The sequence below is a fragment of the Streptomyces sp. NPDC102279 genome, assembly GCF_044766365.1.
Lineage (GTDB): Bacteria > Actinomycetota > Actinomycetes > Streptomycetales > Streptomycetaceae > Streptomyces.
In genome coordinates this window covers 33,633-47,256 of the sequence record NZ_JBIWLU010000018.1, presented here as the reverse complement: position 1 = coordinate 47,256, position 13,624 = coordinate 33,633, and the positions used below count along the sequence as shown (strand labels likewise).

Genomic DNA, 13,624 nt, shown 5'->3' with positions numbered 1-13,624 from the left:
GCGTACCCCGCTCAGGTCACCCGTCCGGGCCCCGACCTCGGCACCGTCACCGTCACGCACAGGCCGTGCGGCTCGTGGTGCTCGTACGCGATGGAGCCGCCGCCCGCCTCCAGGAGGGCCCGCGAGATGGAGAGGCCGAGACCCGAGCCCTTGACGTTCTGATGGACGGCACTGCGCCAGAAGCGGTCTCCGATGCGCGTCAGGTCCTCGTCCGTGAGGCCGGGACCGCAGTCGGTCACCACGACGGTCGACGTCCGGCCGTTGGACGCGACCGTCACCTCGACGCATCCGTCCTCGGGCGTGAACTTGACCGCGTTGTCGATCACCGCGTCCAGGGCGCTCGACAGCGTGATCGGGTCGGCCCAGCCGGTGGTGGCCGGGCAGGTCCCGACCAGCCGTACGCCCCGGCTCTCGGCGACCGGCTGCCAGGACGCCACCCGCTCGGCGGTCAGCCCGCCGATGTCCGTGAGGCGCACATCGGCCTCGGCGTGCTCGGCGAGGGCCAGGTCGAGCAGGTCGTCCAGGACCTGGGCCAGGCGCTTTCCCTCGGTGCGGACGGAGGCGATCTCCTCGTTGCCCTCGGGCAGTTCCAGGGCGAGCAGCTCGATGCGCAGCAGCAGTGCGGAGAGGGGGTTGCGCAACTGGTGCGAGGCGTCGGCGACGAAGGCGCGCTGCTGCTCCAGCACGTCCTCGACGTTGTCGGCCATCTCGTTGAACGACCGGGCCAGGCGCTGGAGTTCCGGTGGTCCGCCGGCCGCCGCGACCCGGGACTTGAGGCGCCCGGTCGCGATGTCGTGGGTGGTGGCGTCGAGGACGCGTACGGGGCGGAGCACCCAGCCGGTCAGCCGCAGCGCGGCGCCGACCGCGAGGAGCATCGCGGCGATCTCGCCCGCTCCGATGATCAGCCAGCCGTGCAGGGTCACGGACCGCATCTGCCCGGTGGGCGAGTCGGTGACGACGACGGCGATGACATCGCCGTCCTTGATGACCGGGGAGGCGACGACGAGACGGTGGCGCTGCCAGGGCCAGACCTGCCGGGGGTCGTGACTGCGCCGGCTGACCAACGCCTCGTTGAAGGCGTCGCGGGCCACCCCCGTCCGGGGCAGACCCCAGCCGTCCGGAGCGTTGGCCATGGGTCTGTCGTTGCGGTAGAAGACGCCGGCGCGGATGCCGTACACCTCGTAGTAGCGGGCCAGCTCGGTGCGCAGCGTCTCGGCGCGTTCGTCGGGGAAGCCGCCCTGGGTGCCGCTCGGCGGCTCGGTGACGTACTGGGCGAGGGCGGAGAAGCGCGCGGTGTCGTCGATGCGGTCGACGACGACGCGCTGCTGCCGGGCCGCCGCGAGGCTGACGGCGAGCGGGACGCCGAGGGCGAGCAGGACGGCCGCCATCAGGACGATGAGCAGCGGGAGGAGTCGCGTGCGCACCGTGCCCGCTACCCGGCCGGGGCGACGAGCCGGTACCCGACGCCGCGCACGGTCTCGATCAGCGCCGGCATGCGCAGCTTGGAGCGCAGCGAGGCGACGTGCACCTCCAGGGTGCGTCCGGTCCCCTCCCAGCTGGTGCGCCACACCTCGCTGATGATCTGCTCGCGGCGGAACACGACGCCGGGGCGCTGGGCGAGGAGCGCGAGCAGGTCGAACTCCTTGCGGGTCAGCTGGACGGTCGTGCCGCCGACGGTGACCTGCCGGTTGGGAAGCTCGATGCGGACGGGCCCGAGGATCAGCGCGGTCTCGCCGGGGGACGCGGCGTCGTCGTGGGCGGTGCGCCGCGCGACGGCGTGGATGCGGGCCAGCAGTTCCCCGGTGTCGTACGGCTTCACCACGTAGTCGTCGGCGCCGAGGTTGAGGCCGTGGATGCGGGACCGCACGTCCGCGCGCGCGGTGACCATGATCACCGGGGTGGCGGTCCGCTTGCGGATCTTGCCGCAGACCTCGTAGCCGTCCTGGTCGGGCAGTCCGAGGTCGAGGAGGACGACCCCGAACCCGTCGCTCTCCGGGACGAGGGCCTGTAGGGCCTCCTCGCCGCTGCGGGCGTGCGTGACGTCGAAGCCGTGCCGAGCGAGCACGGCGGAAAGGGCCGCGGCGACGTGGTTGTCGTCCTCGACGAGCAGCAGTCTCATTCCGGCCCCCTCCGGTTCATCGGTCGTACGGTCTCGGCGTGTGCCATGTGCAAGAGTGCACGCGCGCGTGCACCAAGTAGGAAGTCACGCCGATGGACAAGGACGGCGTCAAGGGGCATCGGGTTGCCTGCTGCTTCCGTTACCCAGCCGGTACGCGCCTTCGCGCCGGCCATTACGACACGTGTCCGATTGCTACCAGATCGTGATGCTCAAGTTCCCCTCAGATGTAATGACGCTGGTCGTGCGGGGTCACTACTGTCCTCCGAAACCGAGGAGGACGGAGCCCCAAAGCGATGACCGAAGTATCGGTGGCCAAGGACGACCTGGCCGGGACCGACGAACTGGTCGTCCTGAAGAGCGTCAACAAGCACTTCGGCGCGTTGCACGTACTCCAGGACATCGACCTGACGATCACACGGGGTGAGGTCGTCGTGGTCATCGGACCGTCCGGGTCCGGGAAGTCCACACTCTGCCGCACGATCAACCGCCTGGAGACCATCGATTCGGGTGACATCTCGATCGACGGCAAGCCGCTGCCCCAGGAGGGCAAGGGGCTCGCCCGGCTCCGGGCCGACGTGGGCATGGTCTTCCAGTCCTTCAACCTCTTCGCGCACAAGACCGTGCTCGAGAACGTGATGCTGGGCCAGATCAAGGTTCGCAAGACGGACAAGAAGGCGGCGGAGGAGAAGGCCCGCAGCCTGCTCGACCGTGTCGGTGTCAGCACGCAGGCCGACAAGTACCCGGCGCAGCTGTCGGGCGGCCAGCAGCAGCGCGTCGCGATCGCGCGGGCACTGGCGATGGACCCGAAGGTCATGCTCTTCGACGAGCCGACCTCGGCGCTGGACCCCGAGATGATCAACGAGGTCCTCGAAGTCATGCAGCAGCTCGCCCGCGACGGCATGACCATGATCGTCGTCACCCACGAGATGGGTTTCGCCCGTTCGGCCGCCAACCGCGTCGTGTTCATGGCCGACGGCCGCATCGTCGAAGAGGCGGTGCCGGACCAGTTCTTCAGCAACCCGCGCAGCGACCGTGCCAAGGACTTCCTGTCGAAGATCCTGCACCACTGACAGCTCCCGACGTCCCTCGTCTCGCGCGGGGCTCCGAGCGCGCGCACCGCGCTTCGACGGCCCGTACCTCTTTCTCCACGCAAAGGATGTTCTCCATGAAGCTCTCCAAGGTCGTCGCCGCCTCGGCCGCCGTGCTCGCCCTCACCGCCACCGCCACCGCGTGCGGTTCGGACAACAAGGACGACAGCGGCTCCTCGGGCGGCGGCAAGATCAAGGTCGGCATCAAGTACGACCAGCCCGGTCTCGGCCTGAAGCAGCCGGACGGCTCCTTCGCCGGTTTCGACGTGGACGTCGCGACCTACGTGGCCAAGGAGCTCGGTTACAAGCCGAGCCAGATCGAGTTCGTCGAGACGAAGAGCGCCGACCGTGAGAACGCGCTCGCCCGCGGCGACGTGAAGTTCATCGCGGCCACCTACTCGATCACCGACGAGCGCAAGGCGAAGGTCGACTTCGCCGGCCCCTACCTGCTGGCCCACCAGGACCTGCTCGTCAAGGCCGACTCGGACATCTCCAAGGGCACGGACCTCAACGGCAAGAAGCTGTGTTCCGTCACCGGCTCGACGTCGGCGGAGAACGTCAAGAACACCATCGCCCCGAAGGCCAACCTGCGTAAGTACAGCGGCTACTCGGAGTGCATCGCGGGTCTGCAGAGCGGTGCCGTCGACGCCGTGACCACGGACGACTCGATCCTCGCGGGCTTCGCCGCACAGGACAAGTACAAGGGTCAGTTCAAGCTCGCCGGCCTCAAGCTCAGCAACGAGAACTACGGCGTCGGCATCAAGAAGGGCGACTCCGCCCTCGAGAAGAAGATCAACACGGCGCTCACGAAGATGGTCAGCGACGGCGCCTGGGACGCGGCGGTCAAGAAGAACTTCGGCTCGAACTACAAGAACGAGCAGGCCCCGAAAGTCGGCGTGATCGTCAAGTAGCCCGACGTCACCAGGTAACGCAGGGACCTATCGGTAACGCAGGAATCCGCGGTTCACGCGGGGTTCCGCTGGTGCGCCGCCGCCCGCCGCGATCACGGCGGCGGCGCACCGCGTCCGCCACGTACGCCACCACCCGGAAGCGCGGGAGATCGTGTTCGACTTTCTTCAAGGTTATGACGTCCTAGGGGCGTTCTGGACGACGGTGAAGCTCACCGTCTACTCCGGCATCGGCTCCCTGATCCTGGGCACGCTGCTGGCCGCGATGCGGGTCAGCCCCGTCCCGCTCATGCGCGGGTTCGGCACGGCCTACGTGAACATCGTCCGCAACATCCCGCTGACCGTCATCATCGTCTTCAGCTCGCTCGGCCTCGCCGACATCTTCGGTGTGACGATGGGCGCGTCCGACAACTTCGATCTCCAGGGCTTCCGGCTGGCGGTGCTCAGCCTCATCGCCTACACGGCGGCCTTCGTGTGCGAGGCGCTGCGTTCCGGCATCAACACCGTGCCCGTCGGGCAGGCGGAGGCGGCCCGCGCGATCGGGCTGAGCTTCAGCCAGACCCTCCGGCTCATCGTGCTGCCGCAGGCGTTCCGTTCCGTCATCGTCCCGCTGGCGAACGTGCTGATCGCGCTGACCAAGAACACGACCGTGGCCGCCGCCATCGGCGTGGCCGAGGCCGCCACCCTCATGAAGACGATGATCGAGGCCGAGGCGCAGACGGTCCTCATCGCCGTCGTCTTCGCGTTCGGGTTCGTGGTCCTGACCCTCCCCACCGGCCTCATCCTCGGCTGGCTGGGCAAGCGACTGGCGGTAAAGCGATGACCTCCGTTCTCTACGACGCCCCCGGCCCCCGGGCCAAGCGCCGCAATGTGGTCCTCTCGGTGGTCTTCGTCGTCCTGCTCGCCCTGTTCCTGTGGTGGATCTGGACGGCGATGGACGACAAGAACCAGCTGAAGTGGGCCCTTTGGGAGCCGTTCACCACGGCGAACGCCTGGAGCACGTACCTGTGGCCGGGCCTCCTCGGCACGCTGAAGGCGGCCGCGCTCAGCATGGTGATCGCCCTCCCGCTCGGCGCCGTCTTCGGCATCGCCCGGATGTCCGACCACCGCTGGGTGCGCGTCCCGGCCGGCGTCGTGGTCGAGTTCTTCCGGTCGATCCCGGTCCTGCTGCTCATGCTGTTCGCGAACGAGCTGTACGCGCGCTCCGCGGGCATCGCCAGTGAGGACCGTCCGTTCTACGCCGTCGTCACCGGCCTGGTCCTCTACAACGCCTCGGTCCTGGCCGAGGTCGTCCGGGCCGGCATCCTCGCCCTCCCCAAGGGACAGACGGAGGCCGCCTACGCGATCGGTCTGCGCAAGGGCCAGACGATGAGCAGCATCCTGCTGCCGCAGGCGGTCACCGTCATGCTGCCCGCGATCGTCAGCCAGCTCGTAGTCATCGTGAAGGACACCGCGCTGGGCGGCGTGATGATCGGCTACCAGGAGCTGCTCACCGCGCGCAGCACGCTCGCGGCCAACTACGCCAACGTCGTCCAGAGCTTCATCGTGGTCGCCGTCATCTTCATCATCGTGAACTTCGCGATCACCAGCTTCGCCTCCTGGCTGGAGGCACGGCTGCGGCGCGGCAAGAAGTCGACCGGCGCGGTGCTCCCGGCGGACGACGCCGCGATCGCCGGGATCACGGGCACGAACGCCGGAGGCGGCGGCATCTGACAAGCAGTCAATCCGCTTGGCCGGTGGGGGCAGTGGCATGATCGCCACTGCCCTCGTCACTTGACGCAAGCACCGGCAATGGGTTGCATACGTTCTGTGATCGTGCACCCCGCTCCACCTGCCTGTTCCCGTACGTCTCCCAGGACACCGCTCCGGGCAGGGGGCACCGCGTCGTGGACCCGGTGATCATCGTCGGAGCAGGGCCCGTCGGGCTCACGCTGGCCCTTGCGCTGGCCCGCCATGAGGTCCCCTCCGTGGTCCTGGACGAGGGGCCGGGCAAGGACGAACAGCGGCTCGCGCGGAGTGTGGTGCTGCGCGAGGACACGGCCGCGCTGGTCGGCAGACTCACGGGGCTCCCGATCGACGACGTCGGCTTCCGTTGGGCCGGATGGCGGTCGATGCGGCGCAAGCAGGTGATGCGCGAGGTCGTCTTCGGCGGGCGGTCGAACGGGAGCGGAGCGCGGAGCGCCACCGGTCCCCGTGACACCGGGATGTCCCGCGGTGACGGCCCTCGGGGGGCCGTCACCGCCCTGGGTGCGGGTACCTCCCGGGGTACGGAAAGCCCGGCGGAGGCCGAGGAGTTCAGCGCGCCACTGCACATCGCCCAGCACGACCTGACCGGCGCGCTGCGCGAGGCGATCGTCCACGAGCGCCTCGTCAAGGTCGCCTCCGACAGCCGTCTCGACTCCGTCGAGCAGGAGACGTCGGGCGTCACGGCGCACACCCGTGGGTCCAACGGAACGTGGTGGCGCGGCAGTTACCTCGTCGGCTGCGACGGGCCGCGCTCGACGGTACGCAAGCTCCAGGACATCCGCTTTCCCGGCCGCACCGCTGTGGAACGGCACGCCGTGGCGGCCCTGCGGGCCGAACTTCCCTGGCCCGGAGAAGCGTTGCTGCACCGCCTGCCGCCGTGGCGGACGTCCGGGCCCTCCCTCGGTGAGGTGACCGCGCGCCCGCTCGCCGAGGACGTGTGGCGGCTGGACTGGCTGCTGCCCCCGGGCAAGGACCTGGTCACGCCCGACCTGCTGGTCGCCCGCATCAGGGAGACCCTCGGCGGCTGGAGCGGCGGCTCCACCCCCGCGTACGAACTGCTCGACACCGGCGTCCACACCGTGCACCACCGGCTCGCCCGGCGGTGGCGCGTCGGGCGCGTCTTCCTCGCCGGGGACGCGGCCCACCTGCTGGGCGCGCTCGGTACCCAGGGGCTGGACGAAGGTCTGCGGGACGCCGACAACCTCGCCTGGAAGCTGGCGCTCGCCTGGCACCACGGCCCGCACGACGCCCTGCTCGACAGCTACCAGACGGAGCGGCGGGGCGTGGTCGCCGCCCGGCTGCGCGCCGCCGACCAGGCACTGCCCGTCCTGCGGGGCGGCGGCGGGCTGCGGGCCTACGTCCCCGGATCCGCGCGCGGCCACGACGCGCTCCTCACCGACGGCCACCTCGGTCGCGGGCCGCTGGGCACGCCGGGGGCGTACGCCGACTCCCCGCTCGCGCCCCCGCCGGTCGACTCGCAGGCCCCTGTCGCCACGGAGCTTGGCGCTCCGGTCACCGATGTGCGGGTGACCGCGGAGGACGGCTCCTTCGTACCGTTGCGCGAGCGGCTCGGCCGCGGCGTCCTGCTCGTCGTGCTGATCGCCCCGGGCACCGGAGTGTGGGAACGCAAGCACTGGGTGACGGCCGGCATCATGCCCCGCCTCGCCGCCGCCGTGACCGCACTGCCGCACCCCGCCGAACTGCTCGTCGCGGAGAACTACCCGGGCGCCGCCGCACACACGGTGCTCCTTGTCCGGCCCGACGGCCATCTGGTCACCGCGCTCAGCGGGGTCCGGCCGGCAGACCTGTACGAGGCGGCCGAGGCGGCCCTCGGCGGACCGGCGGCGACACAGACCGCCGCGGAGGCGACCGCCGGCCGGAATTGAACGCTCCGTGACCACCTGAGCAGCGGCGATGTGATGCCGTGGGCCCACAGGGGTCCACATAGTGACGGTGAGTTGACCGGCCTGCACCGCCATGGTGTACTCCGAATCGTGACCGACACCTGTGTGCGCCTGTGGCGGAGGGTCCATATGGACCTCCTCCGCTATGCGGGCTGCGTGTGTCGTCCGTCCTTCTGACTTCGCATCCTTTCTCCCGCGCGCCGCTTCGTGCCCTCGCGCGCCCCTCGCGAACCCTCAGGACGGTCCGAGTGTCTGTGTCACCCGCTGTCTCCGCGTCTCCCCTCACCCCCGCTGTCGCCGCTGCCTCCAGCACACCCACCCAGGCCGATCTGCTCGCCTTCGTCCGCCGTACGGCCGCCGACGCCGAGCTGATCGCCTCGCTCCCCCTCGACCCCGAAGGCCGCACCTGGGTGCGGCTCGAAGGCCCCGGCGGCAGCGAGGCCTGGCTCATCGGCTGGCCGCCCGGCACCGGCACCGGCTGGCACGACCACGCCGAGTCCGTCGGCGCCTTCCTCACGGCGTCCGGTGAGCTCAAGGAGCACTCGCTCGCCGCGCGGCTGCCCGCCGACGGCTGGAAGACCCTTGAACTCACCGAGGACATCGACCGGCATCGCACACTCTCCGCCGGTACCGGTCGCGCCTTCGGCCGCCATCACGTGCACGAGGTCCTCAACGAGTCCACCGAGGAGCACGCGATCTCGGTCCACGCCTACTACCCGCCGCTCCCGCAGATCCGCCGCTACAGCCGCACCGGCCAGGTGCTGCGCCTGGAGCACGTCGAACGTCCGGAGGACTGGCAGTGAGCACCCCTCTTCCCGTCGGCATCGACGAGCTGCTGGAACGGGTCCGCGCGGGCCTCGACCGCGTGGAGCCGGAGGAGGCGTACGCGGCCGCGCAGTCCGGCGAGGTCCTGCTGGTCGACACCCGGTACGCGGCCCTGCGCGACCGCGACGGCCTGGTCCCTGGCGCCCTCGTCGTCGAGCGAAACGAACTGGAATGGCGGCTCGACCCCACCGGCAGCCACCGCGCTCCGGAGGCCACGAGTCATGACCTGAAGGTCGTGGTGTTCTGCAACGAGGGGTACGCGTCGAGCCTCGCCGCCGCGTCCCTGCGCCAGTTGGGGCTGCACCGGGCCACCGATCTGGTCGGCGGTTTCCAGGCGTGGAAGGCGGCCGGCCTTCCGGTCACGACCGCCGACGCGGAGGAGTGATCCGCGGGCCGTCGGCCCACGCGGAGCTCTGAGTCGTCCCGACGCATACGAGGGTGGGCGTCCCTTGGGTAAGGGGCGCCCACCCCGATGCACCGCCTCTTACCGCCGCCCTTCTGGGCGCCCTTTCGGTCGATGGCGCTCACTCACCGGCGGCGCGTCCCACTCATCGGCGGCGGGACTCACTCTTTGGCCGTGGCCACCAGAACAGGGCGCGTCCTCAAGGCGACGCGTCCGGGCAGGGCGGTGGCGACCAGGGCGAGCAGCCCGGCGACCGCGACGACCGTCAGGTACACGAGCGGGGTGACCGCGGGTGCCGCGCTGCCGGTCATGCCGACGCTGAAGGCGGTGAGGACGGCGAGCGCGATTCCGCTGCCGAGGGCCGTGGCGAGCAGCAGGACCGACAGCGCCTCGGTCCGCAGCATGCGCAGCACCTGACGGCGGGTCGCACCGGCGAGGCGGAGCATCGCGAACTCGCGGACCCGTTCGGCGACCGACATGGCGAGCGTGTTGACGACGGCGATGGCGGTGAAGGCCAGGACCAGCCCCATGGCCAGGTAGTTCACCTCGGCGTTCGCCTGCTGCCGATCGGCCTGGACCGAGTCGGCCACGGCGGGGGCGAGCACCCGCACGGCCGGGAACTCACGGAGCGTGGTCGCGAGTTGAGTCTGTGTACGGGCTGTACTGACCAGGACGGAGGTGGCGAGTGGGTTGTCGACATGACGGGTGATCAGGTCATGGGCGAAGGTCAGGTCCCCGAATCCGAGGCCCCTGGCGTAGACGGCGGCGACCGTGAGCCGGACGGGCGTTCCGTCACCGAGGGTGAGGCGCAGCCTGTCCCCGGGCTTCAGGTGGAGCTGGTCCGCGGCGAGTTCGCTGACGGCGACCGTGCCGCTGTCGAGGCCGTTCACGGTGCCCGCGGTGACGTCCGGGTCCCAGGTGCGGGACAGGCCGGCCGGTGTGACGCCCTGCGCCGCGTACTTGTCGAGGCCCACGCGGACGGTCGTGCGGACCACTTCGGTGACGACGTCGTGGTGCGTGCGCAGGGCCCGCGCCGCCGCGGCCGGGACACCGGGGCCCTGCGCGGCGAGCACCCAGTCGGCGCGGATACCGTCGCGCGCCTGGGCACGGGCGGCGTTCCCGAGCGTGGGCTGGACGAAGAGCACGGTGCAGGTCATCCCGATGAGGAGGGTGAGCGGAGTGACGACGGAGGCCATGCGGGCCGCGTTGCCGCGGAGGTTGGCACGGGCGAGCCGTCCCGCGGGGCCGCTCCGTCGCAGCGGGCCGGCGAGCACGGCGGCGGCAGCCCGGACCAGCAGCGGTCCGAGGAGGGCGACAGCGGTGGCGAGGACCACGACCGCCAGGAAGGTCACGGGCGTCGACGCGGGCTCGGTGCGCAGCGTGCTGAGCACGGCGACGAGCACGGCTCCGCCCGCGAGGAGCACGAGACCGGCGAGCAGTCGGCCCCGGGCCGGGCGGGTGCGCTCGACCCGTGCTTCGGCGAGTGCCTCGGCCGGGCGGATGCGGGCGACACGGCGGGACGAGATACGGGCGGCGGCCCAGGCGCCGAACAGCGTGGCGCCCACAGCGGCGAAGAGGGGGAACACGCTGACGGTGTGCTGAAGCGTGGACGGGACGGCGCCCAGGGCGACGAATCGGCTGTACAGCCAACTCCCCAGGGGCAGGCCCACCAGGGCTCCGGTGACACCGGCGGCCGCTCCCACGATCAGTGCCTCGCGTCCCAGCAGGGTGCGGATCTGCCCCTGGGTGGCGGCGATGGCGCGCAGCAGGGCGAGTTCGCGGTGACGCTGCTGGACCGACAGGGCGAAGGTGCCCACGACCACCAGCACGGCCACGAGCAAGGAGGTGCCGCCCATCGCGCCGCCCATGCTGACCAGCCGGACGCGGGCGGCCGCCGCGTCCAGGAACTCGACCGGGCCTCGTTCGTCACCCGACCCGACCTGTGCGGTGGTGCCGTTCAGCGCCTCGGCCACCGCCCGCTTGACCGCTGGGACGTCGGAACCGCTGTCGGTCAGCACGCCGATGGCGCTGACCTGCCCGGGGTGCGCGGCCAGCCGCGTGGCCTCGGCGGTGGAGAAGAAGAGGGAGGTCTGGTGGCTGACGTCGGAGGCGGGCGCGGCGATCCCGGTGACGCGGTAGGTGCGGGGTGACTGCGTCGACTGGACGGTGAGGCGGTCGCCGGGCTTCAGGTGCGCGCGCTCGGCGAAGTACCGGTCGACGACGAGGTCGGTGTCCACCACGGGCGCGCCACCGGCGGTGAGCCGGTACGGAGTCAGCGCGGCGGAGTCCCAGGCGTGCCCGTAGGCGGGCCGATCCTTCCCGACGGCGGAGCCGGTGGCCAACGGCTCTGCCAGAAAGGTCAGTTCGGGGACGACTCGGCGCACTCCGGGGAGACCGCGCAGCTGTGCGGTGAGGTCGTCCGCGAGCCAGGCCCGTTCGGCGATCGGCTTCGCCTTGTGCTTGACCTTGGTCTTGCCCTTCTTGTGCTTGACGGTCGTCCGGTGGACGTTCTGGTCGGCGGAGACCACGATCGGCGACGCGGCGTAGCGCTCGGTGCGGATCGTGCCGCGCAGGCCGGTCTCCAGGAGAGTGCCGCAGGCGGTGATGAGGGCCGCCGCGCACATCAGGGCGACGAAGGCGCCGAGGAAGCCGCCCTTGCGGGCGCGGACGGTCTTCAGCGCGTAGCGCAGCATCATGTCGGGTCGCTCTCTCTTCTGTTGTGGGGTGCCTCGGGGTCGTCGACTGCTGTGCCACCGTGGGGCAGCGGCTCGCTCGCGGCTTCGGTGTCCTTGTCCGGGGCAGGATGGGCGAGGAACCGGGTGAGGACGATGCGCGCGCCGGCGGGGGTGTCGGCGTCGGGGCGCTTGTATCGGTTGAGTAGCGCGATGTACTCCTCGAAGAACGCGTGCAGCTCGGGAAGCGTGAGCCGGATGCTGCCGCGCGAGTACGGGAAGGCGTCCGCCCACGGGGCCTCGTCCGCCTCGGTCCGCAGCTGCGCCTGGGCCTGCGCCTTCTCGAAGAGTTCGAGGTCGGCGGCGTAGGAATGGTGGTTCAGCTCGTCCATGACGAGCCGCATCTCGGCGCTCTGCCGGCTGCGTGGCGGGAAACGCCGGTCACCGGGAACCGCCCGCCACCAACGCTCCCGGCCGTGACCGTCCGCCTCCGGCTGCTCCTCGACGAAGCCGTACCGGGCGAGTTCACGCAGGTGGTAGCTCGTGGCTCCGGTGTTCAGCCCGAGCTCGCGGGCCAGGCTCGCCGAGGTCGCCGGGCCGTGCAGGGTGAGGTGCTGGAGGATGCGCTGCCGCCGGGGCTGCGCGAGGGCCTTGAGCGTGGCGAGGTCGGAGAGTTCCGTGGAGACATGCGGCGCCCGCGCGGGTGCTGCCTCCTGTGTGCCGGGTTCCTGAGCCATGCGTACACAGTCGTCTGTGCACAGGGGCCTGTGCACTGCGGCGACCGGGCGTCTTCCCCCGGGGGTTAACCCCACCTCGTCCGGGACGAGTTGACGTCGAAGCGGAGAGGCGCCCCACGGCCCTCGCTCCTGTGCGCCCGTGGATCCGTGCCCACTCACACATGCGTCCGGGCTCCGAACGCGATCGGCGCCCCCGCGCGTCCACCGTGTTCAGAGCCCGTGACCGGACGACGGCACGCCCGTGTTTCCGGGGCACCGTGTGCTGCTGTTCCGCCGAGGGATCAGAACCCCGCGGGCTCAGAACTCCTCGTCCGCGAGCCCTTCGGTGTCCTCGCCCTCTTCCTCCAACGCCTGCCGGACCACTCGCAGGGCCATGCCCTGGGAGTAGCCCTTGCGGGCCAGCATGCCCGCGAGGCGCCGCAGTCGCTTGTCGCGGTCGAGTCCGCGTGTGGAGCGCAGCTTGCGGGCCACCAGGTCCCGCGCTGTCGCCTCCTCCTGGTCGGAGTCGAGCTGCCCGACGGCCTCGTCGATCAGCGTCGGCTCGACTCCCTTGGTCCGCAGCTCCTGGGCGAGGGCTCGTCTGGCCAGCCCCCGGCCGTGGTGCCGGGACTCGACCCAGGCCTCCGCGAAGGCACTGTCGTTGATCAGCCCGACCTCCTCGAACCGTGACAGGACCCCGTCCGCCACCTCGTCCGGGATCTCGCGCTTGCGCAGCGCATCCGCGAGTTGCTTCCGCGTGCGCGGGGTCCCGGTGAGCAGGCGCAGACAGATCGCGCGCGCCTGCTCAGCCGGGTCCCTCGGGGACTCCCTCTTCTCGACCCTCGCCGAGGAGGGGGTGCCTCCGTCCTGCGGGTCGTCGGACGACTCGCCGAAACCGCCACGCCTCCGACGCCCTCGTCCACCTCGTGGTCCGCCCGCACCGCGGCCGGCGCCACCGCCACGCCGGGAGCCTTCGCCCGGCGGGCCGTCACTCCGCCGCGCGCCGAAGGCCGACGCCCCGCCGTCGCCCGGATCACCGTCGTCCGGATCGCCGCCGAAGTAGCCTTCCCCGCCGTCGAGCCTGTCGTCGGCGGGGCCGTACGAACGGCCGCCGTACCCCCCGGCACCGCCGTACGCTCCGTCACCGTCTCCGTCCGGGCCGCCGTCGCCGCCGTACCCCTGTCCCGGCCCCGTGGGGGCGGCAGGGGAGGCGTACTCGGCCCAGTCGGTTCGCCGTGTCATG

13 protein-coding genes are annotated in these 13,624 nt (G+C 71.2%); 8 read left to right on the top strand and 5 right to left on the bottom strand.

Annotation, left to right across the window (positions count from 1 at the left end):
• Positions 1-11: 11 nt before the first annotated feature.
• Both ACIRQH_RS36410 and ACIRQH_RS36405 read right to left on the bottom strand, forming a co-directional pair.
• Positions 12-1,424 carry a sensor histidine kinase gene (locus ACIRQH_RS36410; protein WP_404229332.1) on the bottom strand — a complete coding sequence of 471 codons (1,413 nt, stop codon included), beginning with the start codon at positions 1,422-1,424 and terminating at the stop codon, positions 12-14.
• A gap of 8 nt (positions 1,425-1,432) precedes the next feature.
• Positions 1,433-2,119, bottom strand: coding sequence for a response regulator transcription factor (locus ACIRQH_RS36405; RefSeq protein ID WP_358819855.1), 687 nt, complete (start codon positions 2,117-2,119; stop codon positions 1,433-1,435).
• 293 nt (positions 2,120-2,412) lie between these two features.
• Here ACIRQH_RS36405 and ACIRQH_RS36400 point away from each other — a divergent pair, with 293 nt between their 5' ends.
• The 8 genes from ACIRQH_RS36400 (at position 2,413) to ACIRQH_RS36365 (ending at position 8,975) form a co-directional block, all read left to right on the top strand.
• The gene (locus ACIRQH_RS36400; protein ID WP_358819854.1) at positions 2,413-3,189 is read left to right on the top strand and encodes an amino acid ABC transporter ATP-binding protein; all 777 of its coding nucleotides are present in this window, start codon (positions 2,413-2,415) and stop codon (positions 3,187-3,189) included.
• A 95-nt stretch (positions 3,190-3,284) separates the two neighbouring features.
• Positions 3,285-4,118: a glutamate ABC transporter substrate-binding protein gene (locus ACIRQH_RS36395; protein WP_358819853.1), complete on the top strand. Its 834-nt coding sequence runs from the start codon at positions 3,285-3,287 to the stop codon at positions 4,116-4,118.
• Positions 4,119-4,269: 151 nt separating this feature from the next.
• Positions 4,270-4,938 (top strand): amino acid ABC transporter permease, encoded by a 669-nt coding sequence (locus ACIRQH_RS36390; RefSeq protein WP_358819852.1) that lies wholly within the window; start codon positions 4,270-4,272, stop codon positions 4,936-4,938.
• Positions 4,935-5,828, top strand: coding sequence for an amino acid ABC transporter permease (locus tag ACIRQH_RS36385; protein ID WP_358819851.1), 894 nt, complete (start codon positions 4,935-4,937; stop codon positions 5,826-5,828). The genes ACIRQH_RS36390 and ACIRQH_RS36385 overlap by 4 nt, the downstream gene beginning before the upstream one ends.
• 173 nt (positions 5,829-6,001) lie before the next feature.
• Positions 6,002-7,747 carry an FAD-dependent monooxygenase gene (locus ACIRQH_RS36380; protein WP_404229326.1) on the top strand — a complete coding sequence of 582 codons (1,746 nt, stop codon included), beginning with the start codon at positions 6,002-6,004 and terminating at the stop codon, positions 7,745-7,747.
• A 33-nt stretch (positions 7,748-7,780) separates the two neighbouring features.
• Positions 7,781-7,942 (top strand): putative leader peptide, encoded by a 162-nt coding sequence (locus tag ACIRQH_RS36375; RefSeq protein WP_358819849.1) that lies wholly within the window; start codon positions 7,781-7,783, stop codon positions 7,940-7,942.
• A gap of 71 nt (positions 7,943-8,013) precedes the next feature.
• A complete protein-coding gene (locus tag ACIRQH_RS36370) occupies positions 8,014-8,568 on the top strand; it encodes a cysteine dioxygenase (protein ID WP_388867728.1) in 555 nt (184 codons plus the stop codon).
• On the top strand, positions 8,565-8,975 hold the full coding sequence (locus ACIRQH_RS36365; protein ID WP_388867731.1) for a rhodanese-like domain-containing protein: 411 nt from the start codon (positions 8,565-8,567) through the stop codon (positions 8,973-8,975). Before ACIRQH_RS36370 ends, ACIRQH_RS36365 begins: the two co-directional genes overlap by 4 nt.
• A gap of 179 nt (positions 8,976-9,154) precedes the next feature.
• Here the strand turns inward: ACIRQH_RS36365 and ACIRQH_RS36360 are convergent, their stop codons facing one another.
• From ACIRQH_RS36360 to recX, 3 genes are all read right to left on the bottom strand, one after another.
• Complete coding sequence (locus ACIRQH_RS36360) at positions 9,155-11,689, bottom strand: ABC transporter permease (RefSeq protein ID WP_404229321.1); 2,535 nt, start codon at positions 11,687-11,689, stop codon at positions 9,155-9,157.
• Positions 11,686-12,402 carry an ArsR/SmtB family transcription factor gene (locus ACIRQH_RS36355; RefSeq protein ID WP_404229319.1) on the bottom strand — a complete coding sequence of 239 codons (717 nt, stop codon included), beginning with the start codon at positions 12,400-12,402 and terminating at the stop codon, positions 11,686-11,688. Before ACIRQH_RS36355 ends, ACIRQH_RS36360 begins: the two co-directional genes overlap by 4 nt.
• A gap of 297 nt (positions 12,403-12,699) precedes the next feature.
• Entirely contained in the window at positions 12,700-13,623 is a 924-nt protein-coding gene (gene recX, locus ACIRQH_RS36350; RefSeq protein ID WP_404229316.1) for a recombination regulator RecX, read from the bottom strand.
• Position 13,624 lies beyond the last annotated feature (1 nt).

Bases quoted from the DNA above. Each gene is read 5' to 3' on its own strand.
- ACIRQH_RS36405 (WP_358819855.1), bottom strand. From the start codon at position 2,119: ATGAGACTGCTGCTCGTCGAGGACGACAACCACGTCGCCGCGGCCCTT.
- ACIRQH_RS36400 (WP_358819854.1), top strand. From the start codon at position 2,413: ATGACCGAAGTATCGGTGGCCAAGGACGACCTGGCCGGGACCGACGAA.
- ACIRQH_RS36395 (WP_358819853.1), top strand. From the start codon at position 3,285: ATGAAGCTCTCCAAGGTCGTCGCCGCCTCGGCCGCCGTGCTCGCCCTC.
- ACIRQH_RS36385 (WP_358819851.1), top strand. From the start codon at position 4,935: ATGACCTCCGTTCTCTACGACGCCCCCGGCCCCCGGGCCAAGCGCCGC.
- ACIRQH_RS36375 (WP_358819849.1), top strand. From the start codon at position 7,781: ATGCCGTGGGCCCACAGGGGTCCACATAGTGACGGTGAGTTGACCGGC.
- ACIRQH_RS36360 (WP_404229321.1), bottom strand. From the start codon at position 11,689: ATGATGCTGCGCTACGCGCTGAAGACCGTCCGCGCCCGCAAGGGCGGC.
- ACIRQH_RS36355 (WP_404229319.1), bottom strand. From the start codon at position 12,402: ATGGCTCAGGAACCCGGCACACAGGAGGCAGCACCCGCGCGGGCGCCG.
- recX (WP_404229316.1), bottom strand. From the start codon at position 13,623: ATGACACGGCGAACCGACTGGGCCGAGTACGCCTCCCCTGCCGCCCCC.